We start from the raw sequence: 21,341 nt of genomic DNA, 5'->3' as shown, positions 1-21,341 counted from the left end.
GGAAACGACAAGACGGGCCGGTCCGGCCCGCGGACGTGCCCCCGGGCACCAATGACTGGAGGCCAAGAGGCGTGAGCGACACCGACAGCTTTATCGACGAAGTCACCGAAGAGGTGCGCCGCGACCGGCTCTTTGCCATGATGCGGAAATACGGCTGGATCGGCATTCTCGCCATTGTCCTGATCGTCGGCGGGGCGGCCTGGAACGAATATACCAAGTCGCGCGACCAGGCCGCGGCCGAAGCCCTGGGCGATGCCATCACCGCCGCGCTGGCCGCCGACGATGCCGCCGGCCGGGCCGAGGCGCTGGAAACGGTGGAAACCGAGGATGCCGGCGGCCGGGCTGTTGTCGATTTCCTGCGCGCCGCGGCGCTGGCCGCGGATGACCGGGCCGAACAGGCCGTTGACCTGCTGGACGGCATTTCGCTCGATGGCGACCTACCGCTGATCTATCGCAACATCGCGGCCTTCAAGGCGCTGACCCTGAAATCCGAGAGCGCCGATCCGGCCGAACTGCGCACCGGCTTCGAGGCCCTGGCCACCCCGGGCAGCCCCTTGCGCCTGCTGGCCGAGGAACAACTGGCCGTGCTGGATATCCGCGAAGGCAACGACCAGGCCGCGATCGACCGGCTGCAGGCCATCCTCGACGACGCCGAGGTCACCACGGACTTGCAACAGCGCGCCTCGCAGGTGATTGTGGCGCTCGGGGGTGAACCGGCCGACAGCCGGGGCTGATCCCGGGTATCGACCCGCGGGGCCGGCCGGGACATTGGCCGGAACTTTCCCCACCGGATGACGACATTGGCCGCCGCCCGACCGGGCGGCCGTCATTTGAAAGGACCAGCGCCCGCCAGGGTCGCGAACGAGCGAACGGGACGGCCCCGCACGGGTGCCGGACGACTGAAAAGAAGGCTGCCGGCACGCCTGCGGGGGGCAGGGGCCGGCCACGGAACGAACGGGCAGACAGGCTGATGAACAAGGCAATCGAGAACACCACCGGGCGCGGCCGGATCCTGCTGCCCGCGCTTGCGATCGCCGTGGCACTGGCCGGCTGCTCGGAACCCGAGGTCGTGCTGCCGGGCGACCGCGAGGACATCGCCGAGGTCACGGCCTTCGGAAAGGACCCCGATCCCGATGCCAACCGTTCGGTTGCCATCTCGCTGCCCGCGCAGGTCAGCAATGCCTCCTGGGCCCAGGGCCCGGGCACGCCGGCCCACCGCACGACCAATGCCGCCCTGCGCCCGGTGCCGGTCATGGCCTGGGCCACCGATATCGGCGAGGGCGACGACCGCAAGCACCGCATCACAGCCGCGCCCGTTGTCGGCGGCGGGCGGATCTACACGCTCGATTCGCGGGACCAGGTGACCGCCGTGGCGCCCAACGGCGCCGTGCTGTGGTCGGTCGATGCCCGCCCGGCCTATGCCGGCAAGGATGATGCCACCGGCGGCGGCCTGGCCTATGACGACGGCACGCTCTACGTCTCGCTGGGCTTTGGCGATCTTGTCGCCCTCGATGCGGCCACGGGCGGCACCCGCTGGGTGCAGGAGCTTGACGCCACGGGCAGCGGCAAGCCGATGGTTGTCGGTGACCTGGTCTATGTCGTGGCCGGAGACGATACCGGCTGGGCGGTCGAACGGTCGAACGGCCGTATTCGCTGGCAGCTCAGCGTGACCGAAAGCATCGCCAACGTGCTGGGCGCTCCGGCGCCGGCCCTGGCCGATGACCTCGTCGTCTTTGCCTTTGGCTCGGGCGACATCGTCGGCGCCTTCCGCCAGGGCGGGCTGCGCCGCTGGAACAGCACCGTGGCCGGTCAGCGCCCCGGCCGTTCCGCCGCGCGCATCGGCGACGTGACCGGCGCGCCGATGGTCGTGGGCAACACCGTCTATGTCGGCAATGCCTCGGGCCGGATCGCCGCGCTGGATGCCTCGACCGGCGAACGCCGCTGGACGGCGCCCTTTGGTGCCATCACCCAGGTCTGGCCGGCCGGGGGGAGCCTCTTTGCCCTGACCGATTCGAACCAGCTGGTGCGCATGGATGCCTCGGACGGCGCGCCGATCTGGTCGGTCGACCTGCCGAAATACATCAAGGACAAGCCCCTCAAGCGCGGCCCGGTCTATGCCCATTACGGCCCGATCCTGGCCGGCAGCCGGATCTGGATCGCCTCAAATGACGGCTTCCTGCGCGCCTTTTCGCCCACCGACGGGTCGCTGCTGGCCGAAATCGAAGTGCCGGGCGGGGCGACCACCGACCCCGTTGTCGCCGGCAACACGCTTTATGTCGTCAGCACCCGGGGACAATTGTTCGCTTTCCGCTGAGCCCGTTATAGGGTAAGGGGCGCGTCTGTTCCCTTATCGGCCGGTTCCATGACCCTGACCCTCGCCATCGTCGGACGCCCCAACGTGGGCAAGTCCACCCTGTTCAACCGCCTCGTCGGCAAACGCCTTGCGCTGGTCGACGACCAGCCCGGTGTGACCCGTGACCTGCGCGAAGGTGAGGCCCGGCTGGGTGACCTGCGCTTTACCGTCATCGATACGGCCGGCCTGGAAGAGGCCACCGACGAAAGCCTTGAAGGCCGGATGCGCAAGCTGACCGAACGGGCGGTGGACATGGCCGATGTCTGCCTCTTTGTCGTCGATGCGCGCACCGGGCTGGCGCCCGCCGACCGGGTCTTTGCCGACATCCTGCGCAAACGGGCCGATCACGTCATCCTGGCCGCCAACAAGGCCGAAGGTGCTGCCGCCGATGCCGGCGTGATCGAGGCCTGGGAACTGGGCCTGGGCGAGCCCCTGCGCATTTCGGCCGAACATGGCGAGGGCATGACCGATCTCTATGCCGCGCTGATGCCCCATGCCGACGCGGCCGAGGAAAAGGCCGCCGAGACCGCGCCGGTCACCGATGTCGAGGTCGACGAAGACGGCGCGGCCGTCCTGCCAGGGATGGACAAGCCGCTCCAGGTTGCCGTCGTGGGCCGGCCCAATGCCGGCAAGTCGACCCTGATCAACAAGATCCTAGGCGAAGACCGCCTGCTGACCGGCCCCGAGGCCGGCATCACTCGCGATGCCATCTCGCTGCAGATCGACTGGCAGGGCACCCCGATGCGGATCTTCGACACCGCCGGCATGCGCAAGAAGGCCAAGGTGCAGGAAAAGCTGGAAAAGCTCTCCGTCTCCGACGGTCTGCGCGCGGTCAAGTTCGCCGAGGTGGTCGTCGTGCTGCTGGATGCCGCGATTCCCTTTGAACAGCAGGACCTGCGCATCGCCGACCTGGCCGCCCGCGAGGGCCGGGCCGTGGTCGTGGCGATCAACAAATGGGACCTCGAAGACGACAAGAACGCCAAGCTGAAGGCCCTGCGCGAGGCCTTCGAACACCTGCTGCCCCAGCTGCGCGGCGCACCGCTGGTCACGCTGTCGGCCAAGACGGGCCGCGGGCTCGACCGGCTGAACGCGGCCATCCTCAAGGCCTATGACGTCTGGAACCGGCGCGTCACCACCGCCCAGCTCAACCGCTGGCTGACCGGCATGGTCGAGGCCCATCCGCCCCCGGCGCCGCAGGGCAAGCGGATCAAGCTGCGCTACATGACCCAGGCCAAGACCCGGCCGCCGGGATTCGTCGTCATGTGCTCGCATCCCGACAAGATGCCCGAAAGCTACAATCGCTACCTGATCAACGGGCTGCGCGACGATTTCGACATGCCGGGCACGCCGATCCGCCTGACCCTGCGCTCGCAATCGGACAAGAACCCCTACAAGGGCCGCAAGAAGGCCGGGCCGAGCAAGCTGCGCAAGCACCTCAAGTAAATCCGCCGGGGCGGCCGGGCGCATCGCTGCGCCCGGCCGTTCGGCCATGGTCCGTGATCCTCTGTCGCCCGGTCCCCCACGGGGCCGGCACCTGGCTGCCGCGCAATGGTCTTGACGTGGCGGCACTGGGCGGTTTTCCTACGGTCGGTGGAGTGGTTAACGATGGTGGGGGAACATGGCGCGGCTGGCGGTCTTCTGTGACGGCACCTGGAACGACATGGCGATCCCCGAGGCCACCCATGTCTGCGAGCTGTTCGGGGCCACGGGCACACCCCATGACGCCCCCGGAAACCCGGACATGCGCACCGGGCCGGGCCAGGTCTCGGTCTATTTCCCCGGCGTCGGCACCGAGGGCGATTTCGCCACGGTCATCGGCCAGACCATCAACAAATACGGCGGCGGTGCCTTTGGCTGGGGCCTGAACCAGCGCATCAAGGAAGCCTATGCCTGGCTCGCCCGCCAGTACACGCCGGGCGACGAGATCTTCATCTTCGGGTTCTCGCGCGGGGCCTATACCGCCCGGTCGCTGGCCGGCATGATCCGCAAGGCCGGCTTTCCCCCGGACGTCACCCGGGGCAGCGTCAACCGCGCCTTCCGGCTCTACAAGCAACCGGGCAGGAACAACGGCCCCGACAAGCGCCATATCCAGGAGGCCCGCCGTCGCCTGTCGCCCGGCTTTGCCACCTCGGCCGACGACCTGGCCTGGCGCCGCTCGCTGGGCGATGACGGCGCGGCCCTGGTGCGTATCGCTTACCTGGGCATCTGGGACACGGTCGGCGCGCTTGGCATCCCCCAGCGCATCGCCGGATCGCTCGACAAGATCATCAACTTTCGCCACGAATTCCACGACACCGAGCTGTCCAGCCTGATCGGCTCGGCCCGCCATGCCGTGTCGGTCGACGAACGGCGGGCGTTCTATCCGCCGGCCCTGTGGGACAACCTCGGCACGCTGTCCAGCAAGGTGGGGCAGGGTGCCGACGACATCCGGCCCGACCGGCGCTATCAGCAGATGTGGTTCGCGGGCGATCACGGGACCATCGGCGGTTCGGGCATCGACGGAGAGCTGAGGAAGGTGTCGGCCGTGACCCTGCAATGGGTGCTGGACGGTGCGGTGAATGCCGGGCTCTGGCTGGATCCGGCGGTGCAGGTGCCCGATGTCGCGCCCGATCCCACCGCCGCCACGGATATTCTTTCGAACACCGAGCTGGACAAGACGCCGGCCCGGTTCCTGGAATGGCGTACCCAACTGGACAAACCCTATGCCCTGTCGCCCAGTGTCGACGCCCGCATCGCCGCCCATGCCAATTACCGTCCGCTCAGCCTGCGGAAGGTCCGGCCGGGGCTCTTCTGACCATCATCCATGCAGATCTGCGCGAGGGATTGCCGTGACGTCCGGTTGTCGACAGAAAAGAGATTACTAAATCGTTACAAGAGTGTAATCGGGTTGTGGCACTTGGGCCTCAGAGCGCCCGTGGCACCCGTCAGCCCCCTTGCGGACCGAGGGTCCGCGCTTAATTGACGTAAAGTGTCAGGTACGCGGTCATAAGGAGACCGGATGAATGTCCATGGATATCAGAGCCCACACCCGGAAATATGTCGAAAAGGACAACCGCTTGGCGGCGTTGAGCTATTTCGGCACCTTCGCGGTCTATTTCACTGCTTTCTACCTGGCCGTGCATTACGTCTCGACCTGGTGGATCCTGGTGCCGATGGGCGCGGTCATGGGCCTGGCGGCGGTGCGACTTTATGTCCTGCAGCATGACACCGGCCATCACTCGCTTTTCGAGACCCGCAAGCAGAACGAGCTGGCCGGGCATGCCCTGTCGGTCTTCACCTTCGCGCCTTTCGAGGCGATGAAGCAGAATCACAACATGCACCACGGCTTCATCGGCAATCTCGATCACCGCGAGACCGGCGAGATCCACACGATGACCGTCAAGGAATGGAATGCCGCCGGGTTCTGGGAACGTCTGGGCTACCGGCTGTATCGCAACCCGCTGGTGCTGATCCCGCTGGGCGCGCTGTTCACCTATTTCTTCCGCTACCGCTGGCCCAAGAACGCCGCGCAATTCGGCGTCAAGGGCGTGGTGCTGCACAATCTCGCCGTTCTGGCCTGGGCCGGGGTGATCTACCTGCTGTTCGGCTGGACGGGCATCTGGGTCTGGCTGGGCTCGTCTTATGCCGGGGGCATGTTCGGCGTCTGGCTGGTCTACCTGCAGCACAATTTCGAAGACACCTACTGGGACCGCCGGCCCGACCTTGATCCGCAGGTCGCCGCGCTGCAGGGCTCGTCCTGCCTGGATTTCGGCTGGTTCTTCGATTTCATGGTGGCCAACATCACCCTGCACGACATCCACCATTTCAACGCGCGCATCCCCAGCTATCGCCTGCGCCAGTGCCATTATGCCATCCCCGAAGAGATGGGCCTGCGCCGGATCAAGTTCAAAGAGGCGCTCTACGCCATGCATCTCAAGCTCTGGGACGAGGAAAGCGAGCGGCTGGTGCCCTTCCCGGCGGCCCGGGCATCCGAACGGGTGGCCCAGCCGGGGTGACGGCGCTTCCGGCCGCATGCCCGACGATTTCTGCCAGGGGGCGGCCCGTGCCGCCCCTTGTCATGTCCGCAGGTCGGGATCGGTTTGGTGGAGGGTTGCGTGTCGGTTGGCCGACGTCATCGGGCCGGTGCACCGCGCGTTTCGCCGGGGGCGTCACTGCCTCTCTCCTGGCAGGGGCGCATCGACCGGCCGGGGGATCGGCCCGGGGCAGGGTGGCCCGGCTTGCCTTGATCCGACCCCGGTTTATACAGGGAAACGGGCTGCCAGCACGGCGGCCGGGGGCCGGGACGTGGTGAAAAGGAAGTTCAGCGGTGAAACTGTCCGACATTGGCGGCATCGGGCCGGTCCTGGAACGGTATCTGCGCGACCTGGGGCTGGACACCGCCGAGGACCTGGCAGCCGCGCCGGTCGAGCGGCTCTTTGCCATTCCGGGGATCGGCGAACGCCGGGCACAAAAGCTGATCGACACGGCCCGCCAGCGCCTGGCCAATCCCGCGGCCCCACCTGCGCGCCCGGCCCGGCGCCGGCGCAAGGCCACCTCGCCGCCACCCGAAAGCCCCGCCGAAACGCCCATGCCCGATGTGCAAAAGGCCCGGCCCGCGCCGCAACCGCGAAAACGGCGCGCGCGACGGGCGCCCGAGCCAACGCCACCCGTGCCGGTGCCCGAGCCGACGCCCCCCGTGCCGGTGCCCGAGCCGACGCCCCCCGCGCCGATGGCCGAGCCGACGCCCCCCGTGCCTGTGGCCGAGCCAACGCCCCCTGCGCTGGTGCCCGAGCCGTCCGCATCGCAACCGCAACCATCGGCGCCCCCGCATGCACGGCCGGCCAGTCCCACGGCGCCCACATCCCCGCCGTCGATGCCCGCACCCCCGGCCACACCCGATGATCCGCCCCCCCGGCAGGAGACAGCCATGACCCCCGACAGGCCCCGCCGCCGCCGCGAGCCGCCCGTGTTCTTCATCCATCCCGGTCCGATGACCTGGGTGACCGAGATCGAGACCGATCCCGACAACGGCACGATCCGCCATCTGCCCCCGCGCGATGCGCAGGCGGCGAGGGGGGCCGCCCCGGCCCCGGCGAGCGCAGCCTCCGCACCCGAACCGCCCGCGCCGCAACCCGCCGCTCGGGCCGAGCCCCCGGCGACCGGTGGACAGGCGCAACACGACCTGGGGATGATCCCCGGCCGCATGGGCCCCGCCGGCGAGCCCGAGCCGCCCGCCGATCCCACGCCGCCGCCTGCGCCCCGAGAGATCCCCCAGCCGCAGGACCCGTCCCCCGACGGCCCACCGCCCGTCGAGGTGCCGTCGCCCACGGCCCCGGACGAGCTGCCCGGGACGATCCCGCCCGAATTGCCGTCCGATGTGCCCCCGGGGGTGCCAGGCGATCCTGCCGACACGCCGCCAGCCACCCCGTCCGAGGTGCCCGCCGCTCCGCCCGAAGTTCCGGACAACACCCCGCCTGAAACACCGGACGACAGCCCAACCGAAACCCCTGCCGCCCCACCGCCCGAGGCCCCCGACGACATTCCGCCCGAAGCCCCGGATGCGCCCCCCAAGGAAACGCCTGCCGACCCGCCGCCCGACGGCACCGGCCCCAAGGCCCGCAAGAAACTCTCGGACAAGGCCGGCACCGCCAAGCGCCGCAAGGAAGGCGCGCGCAAGCTCAAGGCCCAGAAGGACGCCCATAAAGAGGCCCGCAAGGCCAAGGCCGGGGGCAAGAAGAAGAAAAAGAAGCCCGCCAAGGACTGACACGTCCACCGGCAGGAAACCCGGCCGCGTCTTCACCGGCAAGGGGAACCGGCTGCGTCGCGCCCCCTAGCCCGGGCGGCCCATCCCGCGTGCGGCCGGGCGCCCGGCGCAGATTCCCAATTGCCGATGCGGCCCGTCGAAAGACCGGCCGCTAGCCAGCCCCGCCGGCAAGCCGCCTGGCAAGGATGGCGATCAGGATCACGGCAATGAACAGGAACACCGCGCCGACGATCCAGGCCACGGGCGTGGAATGGACCTCGGCTATGGCCCCGGCCAGGACAAGGCCAAGGGCCGCCCCCAGCTGCTGGATCAGCGAGCGCAGGGACAGCATGGTCGACCGCTGACGGTCTTCGACACATCTGTGCAGGATGCTGCTGGCCGGGGTCTCGCAAATGCCGAGCACAACCGAATAGAGCAGGAACATCACCACGAAACCGGCGATGCCGCCCTGCAGGGCCAGCGCGATCTGAACGCCGGCCAGGACGGTAAAGGCCGCCGCAAGTGTCACCGCATGCCGCCGCCCGAACAGCCGGCTGATCCGCGGCGACAGCGACGCGCCGAAGGCAATCGAAAAGAAATAGCCCGCTGTCAGGATGCCGATGACCGTGTTCGCATGGCCGTCCTCCAGCATGGGCTTGGCATGGGTCGGCCAGATCACCTCGACCGGATTGGTCGCCATCAGGAAGAACGCCAGGGCGGCCAGCAGCATCGACAGGGCGGGATGTCTCAGGGCGAGGAGACCGGCCTCCCTGATCACCTGCGGGACCGAGGCAAAGCCCTGTCGCAGGGCGCGGGGGTTCAGCGGGCGAGGGGCTTCGACGATCCAGACCAGGGTGTAGACAAAGACCCCGATCATCACGGCCAGGCTGGCGGCATAGGACACGTCATAGGCGCTGAACCCCAGGGTCACGGCTGCCGGACCAAGGAGATCGGGCAGAAGCCCGCCCAGCACGGCCCCGATGGCCAGGCCCATGGCATTGGCCCATTGCGCCTTGGCCAGGGCGGGCTGGACATCGACATTGGGAGCGGCGGCCCGGAAGGTTTCGACGAACCAGGCGTCCAGCGTGCCCGACCGCAAGGCCCGCCCGAACCCGATAAAGGCAAAGGACAGGGCGAGAACGCGGAAATCGCTGGTCGCCAGAAACAGTGCAAGAGAGGTCACGCTGGCAACAACGGCGGCCAGGAACACCGGCTTGCGCCCGATGGCATCGGCCAACCCGCCGAAGGGCAGCTCCATCATCATGGTCGTCAACGAATAGATCCCGAACAGCAGCGAGATCTGAAACAGGTCCATGCCGCGATCGGTCAAGGCCAGGGCCACAACGGCAACCGTCAGGCCCATCGCGAACCGATCTAGGAACTGGTGAAGCTGAAACACGCGGATGTGCCGTTTCGCCGGATCGTTCAGCGCAGAAAAGGAGAAGTCCAGGTCGGATGCCATGGCGGCACCTTCGGATGTGCCCGCCCCCGGCGCAAGTCTATGCCTGCGCCGCGATCTGCCGCGCATCCCGCCTGTGCATCACTCCGGCGCCCGCCCGGCCTGATCGCACAGCTGGCATGCCAAACGAAAACACCCTCGCAGAAACCTGCGAGGGTGTTCGTTCGATCAGCCCGCTCCGGGGACCAGGCATTCAACTCATCAAGTCAAAGACCCGGACCACGCGGGGCCGTGGCGATGGGCCCGCGATCAGAACTTGGCCGTCCGGTCCATGATCTCGAACTCATGGTCCAGCTTGATGGCCTTGGGCGCGTCCAGCCCGTCGAGCACCTGCATCACGTCCAGGCTTTCGATGGCCTGGCCGTCATAGGTCTTGATGTAATAGACCTTGTTCTTCAGGTCGGACGCCGCCGTCCACATCGTGTAATCATAGATCTCGCCGGTCTGGCCGTCCTCGCGGATCGCGCCCTTGGGGATGTCGAAATTGTTCAGGATGTGGAAGGCCTGGAACACCGCTTCGGCGCCGGTGTCAGACGGCAGGGCGCCGTTGGCAAAGGCCGCGGCCCGCACGAAGCGCGACGGCGAGGTGAAATCGCCGGGCAGGCCGGCCATGCCCGTACCCTGGCCGAAGGGCTTGAGCACCTGGCTGCCCACGGTCATTTCCTCGTGGTTCTGCACGCTCAGCCCGATGTAGTTCTGCAGGTTGGTCAGGTGCCAGTCATAGGTCGGGTTGTTGGTCACCGCGTTGACCGTGTTCTTGTGCACCGTCAGCCCGTTGGCCGCATATTCCACCACGATGGACGCGCCGGTGGCATCGGTCAGCGCGTAATGTACCGGGGCCGGCCCGCCGAGCGCCTCGATATCGGTGCCCACGACGGCAATGTCGGGCAGCGCGGCCTCGACCTCGGCGACGGTGGCGAACTGGCTCAGCGCCCAGGTGGCGAATTCCTCGGACGACACCGCATGGTCCTGGTTCTCTGCGGTCAGGTCCTGCAGGACGGCTGAGCCGGCAAAGAAGAAGATCCCGGCATAAAGCCCTTCGGAATTGATCCCGTCGACAACCACCGGCATGTCAAAGCCGTTGGCCCCGACAAAGCCGTACTTGGCCTCGTAGTCAAAGCCCTTTTCCTTGGGGTTCAGCGACAGGGTCTCCAGCTTGGTGCCCGCCGGCACGGCCACCAGGTCGGATTCGAGATCGATGCCGAATTCCATGGTGCGCGCGGCAATCGTGCTGCCGTCCTTGGCATGCAGCAGGATACCGGTACAGGCCAGGGCCGACTGGCTGGCCAGCCCCACGGCCACGCTGGCGGCGGCCACTTGTTTCAACAGGTTACGCAGGTTCATCACAAAGGCTCCGAAAGTCGGCCGAAAGGGCCGGGATAGATGCGGAGGTCTTGCAAGCGAAATGCGGCGGTGCAAGGGCGAAAACGGGAAAATCCCAAGTATTTCATGGACATATATTCCGCCGCTCAGCCATGCGCTGCGCTGCGTCCGGGCCCCGCAACCGCAGGGCTGACCGATCATCTTTGCGCGTCGCACCCGCCCAATGGGCAGGCGCATCGGTCAGGACGATCGGGGCTGAGTGTCGGGGGGGGAACGGTCAGACACATGCGCCGGACCAATGCACCGGGGTGCCCATGGGCCATGCTCATCGGACAGGATGGCAAGGGCCGAGTGTCGGAGGCCGGCGCCGGGTGACGGCGCCGGCCCGGGGGTTACTTGCCCGTCAGGGTCAGCTTCTGCACGCCGCGCAGCGCCAGAAGCCCGGTGATCAGCGCTCCGGCACCCGAGATCACCGCAACGGTGCGATCATCGGTCAGGGTCGACAGGAAGATGCCGGTCAGCGCCCAGCAGACGGCCGCCGAATACATCGCCGTGTCGCGCACCGTCCAGATCACGAAAGCCGCAACCAGCAGGGCCAGAACCAGGCAGACGATCGCCGCCGTGCGCCCGCTCATCAGCCCGTAGCCCGCCAGGATCAGGCCCAGGCTGACAAAGGCCGCGGCCGTCAGCCAGCCGGCAAACAGCCCGGCCGGCGCCCGCGCCCACCAATGGTCGAGGAAGGGCGCATCATGCAGGGCCACGATGGCCGCGACCATCATCACCAGGATCAGCACCGCGGCCAGCAGCGGGCTGGCCATGGCCACCGGCAGCCAGGTTGCACCAACGGCCACGGCCACGGCCATCGACGGGCGCATCGCCGCCCAGTCCGGCTCGCTGGCACGGTAAATCAGCCCATAGACCGCGCTGACCGCCATCCAGCCATAGATCACCAGCCAGATCGAAAAGGTCCAGCCCGGGGGCTGGATCAGCGGATCGACCAGGGGCACCGGGAACTGGTCGGGCTGATAGCCCCGGAATTCCCCGGTGAAGAAGGGCGAGGCGATGAAAGCCCCCGTCGCCAGCAGGACGACAAGGGCCATGAGCGGCGAGGGGCGATCATTCATGCAAGCGTTCCGTCCGGTGTCAGTCGCGTCTTACCCCCAAGATAGGGCACCAGAACGTCGGGCAACACAACCGATCCGTCTTCCTGCTGGCCATTCTCCAGCACCGCGATCAGGCAACGCCCCACGGCCAGGCCCGATCCGTTCAGCGTATGCACGTATTCGGGCTTGCCCCCGGCCGCCGGCTTGAACCGCGCGTTCATCCGCCGGGCCTGGAACGCCCCGGTCGTCGAGACCGAGGAAATCTCGCGGAAGGTGTTCTGGCCGGGCAGCCAGGCCTCGATGTCATAGGTCCGCCGGGCGCCAAAGCCCGTATCGCCGGAACACAGGATCACCGTGCGGTAATGGATCCCCAGCGCCTCGAGGATACCCTGGGCACAGCCCATCATGCGCTGCTGTTCGGCGTCCGATTGGTCCGGATGGGTGATCGACACCATCTCGACCTTCTCGAACTGGTGCTGGCGCAGCATGCCGGCGGTGTCCTTGCCCGCGCTGCCGGCTTCGGACCGGAAACATTGGGTATGGGCCGTCAGCCGGATCGGCAGGTCGCTCTCGGCCAGCGTGTCACCGGCCACCGAATAGGTCAGCGTGACCTCGGACGTCGGGATCAGCCACCAGCCATTGGTCGTCTGATAGCTGTCGTCGCCGAACTTGGGCAGCTTGTCGGTGCCATACATCGCCTCTTCGCGCACCAGCACGGGGCTTTGCACCTCGGTCAGGCCGTTCTTGTCGACATGGGTGTCGAGCATGAACTGCGCCAGCGCCCGGTGAATGCGCGCCACGCCACCCCTGAGGAAGACGAACCGCGATCCGCTGGTCTTGGCCGCGGTTTCGAAATCCATCCCGGCGGCCACGCCGGCGATCTCGTAATGCTCCTTGGGCGCAAAGGCGAAATTCGGGATCGCGCCCCAGCGGTGGACCTCGACATTGCCGTCTTCGTCGGCCCCGTCCGGCACGTCATCGGCCAGCACATTGGCAATCCGCGCCAGCATGTCGGTCAGCTGCGCATCCAGCGCCTTGGCCTCGGCCTGCATCGCGGCAACCTCGGCCTTTTTCTCGCCGACCAGCGCGCGCAGGCGCTCGAACTCGGCCTCGTCGCCGCGCCCCTTGGCCGCGCCGACTTCCTTGGAGGCCTTGTTCTGCTCGGCCTGGGCCGTCTCGGCCGCCTGGATCTTGGCGCGGCGCGCCTCGTCAAGGCCGAGGATCTCCGACGACATCGACGCGTCTCCCCGACGGGCGAGGGCGGCGTCAAAGCCTTCCGGGTTCTCGCGGATCGCGCGGATATCGTGCATGTCTCGGCACTCCTTTGGTGAATCGGTATGCGCCTTATGACAAGTCCGGCGGCAAAGGGGTAGGGTGCCCGGTCACCGCTCCGGTTCCGCCGATGTCGCAGGTCTCTCTGCCGCCAACGCACCGGCCACCCAGTCCAGCGCCCGGGGCACCAGCGTCCAACCGCCGGCCCGGGCCGAGACCACGCCGACCACGGCCCATTGCCCGTCGACCTGTCCCATCAGCGGCCCGCCCGACGATCCGCCCTCGACCGGGCAGGTGGTCAGGGCCAGGCTGAACTTCTGCAGCCGCAACGCGCAATCGAACCGCCCGCCCATCACATGCGGCCGCGACCCCTGGTAGGCCACCAGCGCAAAGGGCCCCGCGCCCATGCGCCGCCCCATCAGCCCGATCGGCGCAACCTCCAGGGCCCGGTCCAGCTGCAACAGGGCCAGGTCATGGCCCGGGTCGATCCGCCCGTCCTCCAGCGCTTGGGGATGCAACGCTACAGCCACCACCCCGGCATCGTCCCGGGCCCGGCCCCTGTGCCAGCCGGCCACGAAATGCAGGTCCTCCACCGCCACTGCCCGCCCGTCGTCGCGAAAGACGCAATGCGCCGCGGTCAGCACCCGGTCGGGAGCCACCAGCACCCCCGAACACATGCCCCGGCTGCGGTAGCCCCCGGCATTGACCCGTCCCACCGCCGCCCAGATGTCATGCGCCTCTTCGGGCAGCGCCGGCAGCCCCTCCGCCGCGGCCATGCCCGCCACGCCGCCACCCATGCCCGCCATCAGGACAAGGGCCAGACCCCCTGTCTTCTTCTTGGCCCCAATACCCATCACCATCCTCTCCGCCACGCCACCATCAGCATAAGGGCACCCCCCGCCGCCGATACGCCCGCGACACTGCCACCCCCGTGCACCGCCCGGAAACCCGGGCCAAAGCCCCCGGAAACCGCGCCCGCGCTTCTGGCGAAAGCCCCGAATTCCCCGCCCGGACCACGGGCCATGAATTCCCCGCGGCACCGCCTTGCGCCTCCTGCACATCGCCCATATGTTCCGCGCAACCTTGACAGGGGGTGCCAAAGGCTGCCCTCAGACAACCCCAAGAGGACAGACTTAATGGAAAGCGCAATCGCTCAGTTCCTTCCCCTCATCCTGATCTTCGCGATCATGTATTTCCTGCTGATCCGCCCCCAGCAACAAAAGGTCAAACAGCACAAGGCCATGGTCGAAGCCCTGCGCCGCGGTGACCAGGTTGTCACCCAGGGTGGGCTGATCGGCAAGGTCTCCAAGGTCAAGGACGAAGGCGAGCTGGAAGTCGAACTGGCCGAAGGTGTCCGCGTCCGCGTCGTGAAATCGACCATCGCGCAGGTGCTGTCCAAGACCGAACCGGCAAAAGAATAAGCCGGAACAATTCCTTACAGGGCAGGGGCATAAATGCTGCAGATCGAGCTTTGGAAACGGGTGCTGATCTGGCTCACCTGTGCGGTGGGCCTTTGGCTGGCAATGCCCAATGCCTTCTATGGGCGCGTCGAAAGTCACAACGACGCGGCCAAGGCGATTGACGCGGGGCTGTCCACGCCGGACAGCGCCGCCGAACTGGCCGCCTGGCCCGAATGGCTGCCCTCGTCGCTGGTCAACCTCGGGCTGGACCTGCGCGGCGGGGCCCACCTGCTGGCCGAGGTCAAGGTCGAGGACGTCTATGCCACGCGCATGGAAAGCCTCTGGCCCGAGGTCCGCGACGCCCTGCGCCCCGAGCGCGAGACCGTTGGCACCATCCGCAAGCAGCCGTCGCAACCGACCGAGCTGCGGGTCAAGATCTCGAACCCCGACGGCATGTCGCGCGCCCTGACCGTGGTGCGCGGCCTGTCCCGCCCGGTGACTTCCGTCACCGGTGTCGGCGCCCAGGATCTGGATGTCACCGCCCAGGGCGACGAGATCGTCGTGCAATTGTCCGAGGCCGAGAAACTGGCCTCCGACGATCGCACCGTGCGCCAGGCGCTTGAAATCGTGCGCCGCCGGATCGACGAGGTCGGCACCCGCGAACCCACGATCCAGCGCCAGGGCTCCGACCGCATCCTGATCCAGGTGCCCGGCATCGGCTCGGCCTCCGAACTCAAGGACATCATCGGCACCACCGCCCAGCTGACCTTCAACCCGGTTGTCAGCCGCACCACCGATGCGGATGCCGCACCGGGCACGGGCAACAAGCTGCTGCCCGACCTGTCGCAGGAAGGGCTCTATTACGTCGTCGAGGCCGCACCGGTCGTGACCGGCGAAGAGCTGACCGATGCCCAGCCGTCCTTTGACCAGAACGGCCGGCCGGCGGTCAATTTCACCTTCAACGCCCATGGCGGCCGCAAGTTCGGCGATTACACCCGCGACAACATCGGCTCGCCCTTTGCCATCGTGCTGGACGACGAGGTCATCTCGGCCCCCGTGATCCAGGCTCATATCGCCGGCGGCTCGGGCATCATCACCGGCAATTTCACCATCGAGGAAAGCACCAACCTGGCCGTTCTGCTGCGCGCGGGCGCCCTGCCGGCCGAGCTGGAGTTCCTCGAAGAGCGCACCATCGGCCCCGAGCTGGGCCAGGACAGCATCGAGGCCGGCAAGATCGCGACCATCGTGGCCTTTGTCGCGGTGCTGGTCTTCATGTTCCTCAGCTACGGGCTGTTCGGGCTCTTTGCCAATGTCGCGCTGATCATCAACGTCATCCTGATCTTCGGCCTGCTGTCGCTGATCGGGGCCACGCTGACCCTGCCGGGCATTGCCGGTATCGTGCTGACCGTCGGCATGGCCGTGGATGCCAACGTGCTGATCTTCGAGCGCATCCGCGAAGAGCTCAAGACAGCGCGCGGACCGTCGCGGGCCATCGAACTGGGCTACGAGAAGGCGCTTTCGGCCATTCTCGACGCCAATATCACCACCTTCATCACGGCCGTGATCCTCTACGTCATGGGCTCCGGCCCGGTGCGCGGCTTTGCCATCACGCTGGGGCTCGGCATCCTCACCTCGGTCTTCACGGCGATCTTCGTGACCCGCCTGATCGTCGTGATGTGGTTCGAACGCCGCCGCCCCAAGACGATCGAGGTCTGACATGCGCCTTCGGCTGGTCCCCCAGGAAACCAATTTCGACTTCTTTTCCAAGTGGAAGCTCTGGCTGGGCATTTCCTGTGTTCTGATCCTGCTGGCGCTCGGCTCCTTTGCCGCGCGCGGGCTGAACTTCGGCATCGACTTCCGCGGCGGCACGACGATCCGCACCGAGGCCTCGACCGGCGTCGATGTCGGCGCCTATCGCGATGCCCTGGCCCCGCTGGAGCTGGGCGATGCCACGATCACCGAGGTCTTTGACCCGTCCTTCGACGACGACCAGCACGTCGCCATGATCCGCATCCAGGCCCAGGAAGGCGGCGAGGCGCTGGCCGCCGACACGATCGAGGCGATCCAGGCCGCGCTGGCCACGATTGCGCCCGACATCGCCTTTGTGCAGGTAGAAAGCGTCGGGCCCAAGGTCTCGGGCGAGCTGATCCAGACGGCGGTCATTGCCGTGGTGCTGGCGATCGGCGCGGTGCTTGTCTACATCTGGCTGCGGTTCGAATGGCAATTTGCCCTGGGCGCCGTGGCCGCGCTGGTGCACGACGTCGTGCTGACCATCGGCATCTTCTCCGAGCTGCAGATCCGGTTCGACCTGGCCATCATCGCGGCGCTGCTGACCATCGTGGGCTATTCGCTGAACGACACCGTGGTCGTCTTTGACCGGGTCCGCGAGAACCTGCGCAAGTACAAGTCGCGCGATCTGAAAGACGTGCTGAACATGTCGATCAACGAGACCCTCAGCCGGACGATGATGACCTCGGTCACCACGCTGCTGGCGCTGGTCTCGCTCTTCGTGCTGGGCGGCGACGTGATCCGGGGCTTTGTCTTTGCCATGATCTGGGGCGTGATCGTCGGCACCTATTCGTCGGTCTTTGTCGCCTCGACCATCCTGCTGTGGCTGGGGGTCAAGCGCGACTGGTCCAAGCCGGGCAACACCGCAGGCAACCAGTTCGCCAATATCGATGCCTGACGCCATAGCCACGGCCCTGGGGCAACCGGGGCTGGGCTGGCTGTTCCTCGCGGCGCTGGTCGCCGGATCGGTGCGCGGCTTTGCCGGGTTCGGCACGGGGATGATCTTTGTGCCGGCCGCGGCGCAGGTGCTGGACCCGTTCCAGGTGCTGCTGGTCGTCATGGTCATGGACCTCTTCGGCCCGATCCCCAACCTGCCCGCCGCCTGGCGCACCGCCGACAAGGGCGACCTGGCCCGGCTGCTGGCCGGTACGCTGATCTTCCTGCCGCTGGGGCTGTTGGCCCTGGGCCATGTCGCGCCCGAGATGTTCCAGGTCTCGGCCGCGCTGGTGGCCCTGGCCATGGTCGGCTGCATGATCCTGGGCCTGCGCTACCAGGGCCGGCTGGGCCATGGGCTGATCTTCGGCACCGGCAGCCTGGCGGGGTTCCTGGGCGGCGTGTCGGGCATTCCCGGGCCGCCGGTCATCCTGCTTTACATGGCCAGCCCGAACCCGGCGGGGGTGGTCCGCGCCTCGGTCATGATCTACCTCTTTGCCTATGACCTGCTCCTGGGCGGCATCCTGGCGGCCAAGGGCGTGGTCACCCTGGTGCCCGTGCTGCTGGGCCTGGGCCTGGCGCTGCCCAACGTGCTGGGCAACATGCTGGGCGGCTGGCTGTTCCGGCCGGGGCTGGAAAAGGCCTATCGGGTCGTGGCCTACGTGATCATCACGGCCTCGGCCCTGTCGGCCCTGCGGATATGGGAGTGACGCAATGCGCCTGAACGAGATCGAGTTCAACGACAGCGATCCGGTCGACGGCTATGGCCCCGGGTTCTTTCGCATCGCCGGCGAGGTCTGGTCGGGCCCGATCCTGACCGGGCCCCGGGGCACGTCGTCCTGGGGCGGCTATGACGACAGCGCGGCGCTGCTGGCGCTGGCCGATCATGTCGACGTGCTGTTCATCGGCACCGGCGCCGAGATCGCCCATCTGCCGGCCGGGCTGCGGGCCATGCTGGATGCCGCGGGCATCGGCGTCGAAGGCATGACCTCGCCGGCCGCCGCGCGCACCTACAACGTGCTTCTGTCGGAGGGCCGCCGGGTGGCCGTGGCGCTGCTGCCGGTCTGAGGACCGACGGCGCTGGTACGCGCCCGCGCCGGGGTGCGACGATGACGACTTTTGGCGCGCTTCCGCGACGGGCGGGAATAGGCTAAGCGGGCGGTATGACACTGAAACTGGTCGATCTTTCCATTGCCCGGGGGGGCGTGCCGGTGCTGGCCGGCCTGTCGTTCACGCTGGAGCCCGGCCGGGCGCTGATCCTGCGCGGGCCGAACGGGATCGGCAAGACGACGCTGCTGCGCACGCTGGCCGGGCTGCAGCCGCCGCTGGCCGGGGCGATCGAGGGCGCCGAGGACCGGATTGCCTATGCCGGCCATGCCGATGGCATCAAGCCGACGCTGAGCGTGGCCGAGAACCTGGCCTTTTGGGCCAGCGTTTTTGCCATGCCGGGGATCGACGCTGCGCTGGCGGCCTTTGATCTGAACGGGCTGGCCGACCGGCCCGCCGGGGCGCTGTCGGCCGGGCAGAAACGCCGGCTGGGCCTGGCCCGGCTGCTGGTCACCGGGCGGCCGGTCTGGGTGCTGGACGAACCGACCGTATCGCTGGACACCCGGGCCGTCGGCATGTTTGCCGATGCCGTGCGCGCGCATCTGGGGCAGGGCGGATCGGCGCTGATCGCCACCCATATCGACCTGGGCCTGTCGGCCGATGTGCTCGACCTGTCGCCCTTTCGGGTCGCGCCGGGGGCAATGGCCGGGCCGCAGGGCACGGGCGGCGGGTTCGACGAGGCCTTCCTGTGATCGCCCTGCTGATCCGCGACATCCGCCTGGCCTTTCGTGCCGGCGGGGGCTTTGGCCTGGGGCTGGCCTTTTTCCTGATCATCACCGTTCTGGTGCCGTTCAGCGTGGGGCCGCAGGCGGCCTTGCTGGGCACGATCGCCCCGGGCGTGCTGTGGCTGGGCGCGTTGCTGGCCTGCCTGTTGTCCCTCGACCGGCTGCTGGCGCTCGACTGGGAGGACGGCACGCTGGACCTGCTGGCCACGGCCCCGCTGCCGCTCGAAGCGGTGATGGCCGTCAAGGCCCTGGCCCATTGGCTGACGACCGGCCTGCCGCTGGTGCTGGCCGCTCCGCTGCTTGGCGTGCTGCTGAACCTGCCCGCGCCGGGCTATGCCTGGCTGCTTGCCTCGCTGGCCGTCGGCACCCCGGCGCTGAGCACCATAGGGGCCTTTGGCGCGGCGCTGACCGTCGGGCTGAAGCGCGGCGGGCTGCTGTTGTCGCTGCTGGTGCTGCCGCTCTACGTGCCCACGCTGATCTTTGGCGCCGAGGTGGCCCGGCGCGGGGCGCAGGGGCTGGACCCGGTGGCGCCGCTTATGATGCTGGGCGGGATCACGGCGGGCAGTTTCGCGCTGTTGCCCCTTGCCGCCGCCGCCGCCCTGCGCGTCAATCTGCGCTGAGTGCTGATCATTGTTCCGGACCCAACACGAGGCTAGATAGACCGCATGTCGCTTTGGGAATACGCCAATCCGAAGAAGTTCCTGCGCACCTCCGAGGCGGTCCTGCCGTATCTCTGGGGGCTGGCCGCCCTGTGTCTGGTCGTCGGCCTGGTCTGGGGGTTCTTCTTTACGCCGGACGACTACCGGCAAGGGTCCACCGTCAAGATCATCTACCTGCACGTGCCTTCGGCGCTGATGGCCATCAATGCCTGGCTGATGATGCTCGTGGCCTCGCTGATCTGGCTGATCCGGCGCCACCATGTCAGCGCGCTGGCCGCGCGGGCCGCGGCGCCCGTGGGCATTGCCATGACGCTGATCGCCCTGATGACCGGCGCGATCTGGGGCCAGCCGATGTGGGGCACCTGGTGGGCCTGGGATCCGCGGCTGACGTCCTTTCTGATCCTGTTCCTGTTCTACCTGGGGTATGTCGCGCTTTGGGCCGCGATCGAAGACCCGGACACCGCCGCCGACCTGACCTCGGTGCTGTGCATCGTCGGATCGGTCTTTGCCATTCTCAGCCGTTACGCGGTGAATTTCTGGAACCAGGGCCTGCACCAGGGCGCGTCGCTGTCGCTGGACAAGGAGGAAAACGTGGCCGATGTCTTCTATTTCCCGCTGCTCGTGGCCATCGCGGGCTTCGTGCTGCTCTTCGTGGCGCTGGTGCTCTATCGCACCGGCACCGAGATCCGCGCCCGGCGCATCCGCGCGCTGCTGGCGCGTGAACGGGCGGGGGCGGCGTGATGCCTGACCTGGGGAAATACGCCGACACCGTGCTGTCGGCCTACGCGGTTTCGCTGCTGGTCCTGCTGGCGCTGGTGGCCGTCAGCCTGTGGCGCGGGCGGCGCGTGCGGGCCGAAATGGCCCGGGTCGAGGAAAGGATTCGCGGCAATGGCTAGGCTCTCTCCCCTGATGATCGCCCCGCCGGCGATCTTTGCCGCGCTGGTCATCACCTTTGGCGTGGGCATGTTCCGCGAAGATCCCGACGCCCTGCCATCCGCGCGCGAAGGCCAGAGTGCCCCGCCGGTCCAGGTCACGGCCCTGGGGGACAAGGCGGTTTTCGCGGATGCCGATCTGCGCGACGGCGAGGTCAAGCTGGTGAATTTCTGGGCCAGCTGGTGTGCGCCCTGCCGGGTCGAACATCCCAACCTCGAAGCGCTGTCGGCCGAGGGGCTGACCATCCTGGGCGTCAATTACAAGGACGAGCCGGGCAATGCCCTGGGGTTCCTCGACGAGCTGGGCGATCCCTATGCCGCCATCGGGGCCGATGGCAGCGGGCGGATGGGCCTCGACTGGGGGCTCTATGGCGTGCCTGAAACCTATGTGATCGATGGCAACGGCCAGGTCATCCTGCGCTTTGCCGGCCCGCTGACCCAGCGTGCGATCGAAGAGCGCCTGCGCCCGGCATTGGCCCAGGCCCGGGGCAATTGACGACAAAATGTCGGTAATTCATGGGGTGGGCGGCATCAATCTGCCCGTTCTTAGGGGATTGTTGGCTCT

At 67.7% G+C, this 21,341-nt stretch carries 21 protein-coding genes; 16 read left to right on the top strand and 5 right to left on the bottom strand.

What is annotated here, in order from left to right:
- The first annotated feature begins 71 nt into the window (after positions 1–71).
- The 6 genes from ACK3BB_RS14705 to ACK3BB_RS14680 all read left to right on the top strand — a co-directional run bounded on the left by ACK3BB_RS14705 (position 72) and on the right by ACK3BB_RS14680 (position 8,096).
- Positions 72–734 carry a hypothetical protein gene (locus ACK3BB_RS14705; protein WP_428925392.1) on the top strand — a complete coding sequence of 221 codons (663 nt, stop codon included), beginning with the start codon at positions 72–74 and terminating at the stop codon, positions 732–734.
- 236 nt (positions 735–970) lie between these two features.
- Positions 971–2,314, top strand: coding sequence for a PQQ-binding-like beta-propeller repeat protein (locus ACK3BB_RS14700; protein ID WP_428925391.1), 1,344 nt, complete (start codon positions 971–973; stop codon positions 2,312–2,314).
- Positions 2,315–2,362: 48 nt separating this feature from the next.
- Positions 2,363–3,796: a ribosome biogenesis GTPase Der gene (gene der, locus ACK3BB_RS14695; RefSeq protein ID WP_428925390.1), complete on the top strand. Its 1,434-nt coding sequence runs from the start codon at positions 2,363–2,365 to the stop codon at positions 3,794–3,796.
- Between the two features lie 175 nt (positions 3,797–3,971).
- On the top strand, positions 3,972–5,147 hold the full coding sequence (locus ACK3BB_RS14690) for a DUF2235 domain-containing protein (protein WP_428925389.1): 1,176 nt from the start codon (positions 3,972–3,974) through the stop codon (positions 5,145–5,147).
- A 214-nt stretch (positions 5,148–5,361) separates the two neighbouring features.
- Entirely contained in the window at positions 5,362–6,348 is a 987-nt protein-coding gene (locus ACK3BB_RS14685; protein ID WP_428925388.1) for a fatty acid desaturase, read from the top strand.
- Between the two features lie 311 nt (positions 6,349–6,659).
- Positions 6,660–8,096, top strand: a complete 1,437-nt coding sequence (locus ACK3BB_RS14680; RefSeq protein ID WP_428925387.1) for a helix-hairpin-helix domain-containing protein — start codon at positions 6,660–6,662, stop codon at positions 8,094–8,096.
- 151 nt (positions 8,097–8,247) lie between these two features.
- Here ACK3BB_RS14680 and ACK3BB_RS14675 read toward each other — a convergent pair whose 3' ends face one another.
- From ACK3BB_RS14675 to ACK3BB_RS14655, 5 genes are all read right to left on the bottom strand, one after another.
- Positions 8,248–9,537, bottom strand: a complete 1,290-nt coding sequence (locus tag ACK3BB_RS14675) for an MFS transporter (RefSeq protein ID WP_428925386.1) — start codon at positions 9,535–9,537, stop codon at positions 8,248–8,250.
- A 246-nt stretch (positions 9,538–9,783) separates the two neighbouring features.
- The gene (locus ACK3BB_RS14670) at positions 9,784–10,878 is read right to left on the bottom strand and encodes a linear amide C-N hydrolase (RefSeq protein ID WP_428925385.1); all 1,095 of its coding nucleotides are present in this window, start codon (positions 10,876–10,878) and stop codon (positions 9,784–9,786) included.
- A 371-nt stretch (positions 10,879–11,249) separates the two neighbouring features.
- Positions 11,250–11,981 carry a hypothetical protein gene (locus ACK3BB_RS14665; protein WP_428925384.1) on the bottom strand — a complete coding sequence of 244 codons (732 nt, stop codon included), beginning with the start codon at positions 11,979–11,981 and terminating at the stop codon, positions 11,250–11,252.
- Positions 11,978–13,270, bottom strand: coding sequence for a serine--tRNA ligase (gene serS, locus ACK3BB_RS14660; protein ID WP_428925383.1), 1,293 nt, complete (start codon positions 13,268–13,270; stop codon positions 11,978–11,980). Before serS ends, ACK3BB_RS14665 begins: the two co-directional genes overlap by 4 nt.
- A 72-nt stretch (positions 13,271–13,342) precedes the next feature.
- Complete coding sequence (locus ACK3BB_RS14655) at positions 13,343–14,086, bottom strand: trypsin-like serine peptidase (RefSeq protein ID WP_428925382.1); 744 nt, start codon at positions 14,084–14,086, stop codon at positions 13,343–13,345.
- 282 nt (positions 14,087–14,368) lie between these two features.
- On the opposite strand from ACK3BB_RS14655, the gene yajC reads away from it, so the two are divergent.
- The 10 genes from yajC to ACK3BB_RS14605 all read left to right on the top strand — a co-directional run bounded on the left by yajC (position 14,369) and on the right by ACK3BB_RS14605 (position 21,272).
- On the top strand, positions 14,369–14,653 hold the full coding sequence (gene yajC, locus ACK3BB_RS14650; protein WP_428925381.1) for a preprotein translocase subunit YajC: 285 nt from the start codon (positions 14,369–14,371) through the stop codon (positions 14,651–14,653).
- A gap of 33 nt (positions 14,654–14,686) precedes the next feature.
- Positions 14,687–16,348, top strand: coding sequence for a protein translocase subunit SecD (gene secD, locus ACK3BB_RS14645; protein ID WP_428925380.1), 1,662 nt, complete (start codon positions 14,687–14,689; stop codon positions 16,346–16,348).
- 1 nt (position 16,349) lies between these two features.
- Positions 16,350–17,318, top strand: a complete 969-nt coding sequence (secF, locus tag ACK3BB_RS14640; protein WP_428925379.1) for a protein translocase subunit SecF — start codon at positions 16,350–16,352, stop codon at positions 17,316–17,318.
- On the top strand, positions 17,311–18,063 hold the full coding sequence (locus ACK3BB_RS14635) for a sulfite exporter TauE/SafE family protein (RefSeq protein WP_428925378.1): 753 nt from the start codon (positions 17,311–17,313) through the stop codon (positions 18,061–18,063). The genes secF and ACK3BB_RS14635 overlap by 8 nt, the downstream gene beginning before the upstream one ends.
- A 4-nt stretch (positions 18,064–18,067) precedes the next feature.
- A complete protein-coding gene (locus ACK3BB_RS14630; protein ID WP_428925377.1) occupies positions 18,068–18,421 on the top strand; it encodes an Mth938-like domain-containing protein in 354 nt (117 codons plus the stop codon).
- A gap of 95 nt (positions 18,422–18,516) precedes the next feature.
- A complete protein-coding gene (ccmA, locus tag ACK3BB_RS14625; protein WP_428925376.1) occupies positions 18,517–19,152 on the top strand; it encodes a heme ABC exporter ATP-binding protein CcmA in 636 nt (211 codons plus the stop codon).
- On the top strand, positions 19,149–19,805 hold the full coding sequence (ccmB, locus tag ACK3BB_RS14620; protein ID WP_428925375.1) for a heme exporter protein CcmB: 657 nt from the start codon (positions 19,149–19,151) through the stop codon (positions 19,803–19,805). The genes ccmA and ccmB overlap by 4 nt, the downstream gene beginning before the upstream one ends.
- A 45-nt stretch (positions 19,806–19,850) precedes the next feature.
- Complete coding sequence (locus ACK3BB_RS14615; protein ID WP_428925374.1) at positions 19,851–20,585, top strand: heme ABC transporter permease; 735 nt, start codon at positions 19,851–19,853, stop codon at positions 20,583–20,585.
- Positions 20,585–20,740 (top strand): heme exporter protein CcmD, encoded by a 156-nt coding sequence (ccmD, locus tag ACK3BB_RS14610; protein WP_428925373.1) that lies wholly within the window; start codon positions 20,585–20,587, stop codon positions 20,738–20,740. Before ACK3BB_RS14615 ends, ccmD begins: the two co-directional genes overlap by 1 nt.
- Positions 20,733–21,272, top strand: coding sequence for a DsbE family thiol:disulfide interchange protein (locus ACK3BB_RS14605; protein WP_428925372.1), 540 nt, complete (start codon positions 20,733–20,735; stop codon positions 21,270–21,272). The genes ccmD and ACK3BB_RS14605 overlap by 8 nt, the downstream gene beginning before the upstream one ends.
- Positions 21,273–21,341 lie beyond the last annotated feature (69 nt).

Origin of the sequence: Marinibacterium sp. SX1, from assembly GCF_050389775.1 — a bacterium.
Classification (GTDB): domain Bacteria; phylum Pseudomonadota; class Alphaproteobacteria; order Rhodobacterales; family Rhodobacteraceae; genus Marinibacterium.
The sequence above is the reverse complement of the archived record's forward strand: the minus strand, read 5'-3'. Positions and strand labels throughout refer to the sequence as shown.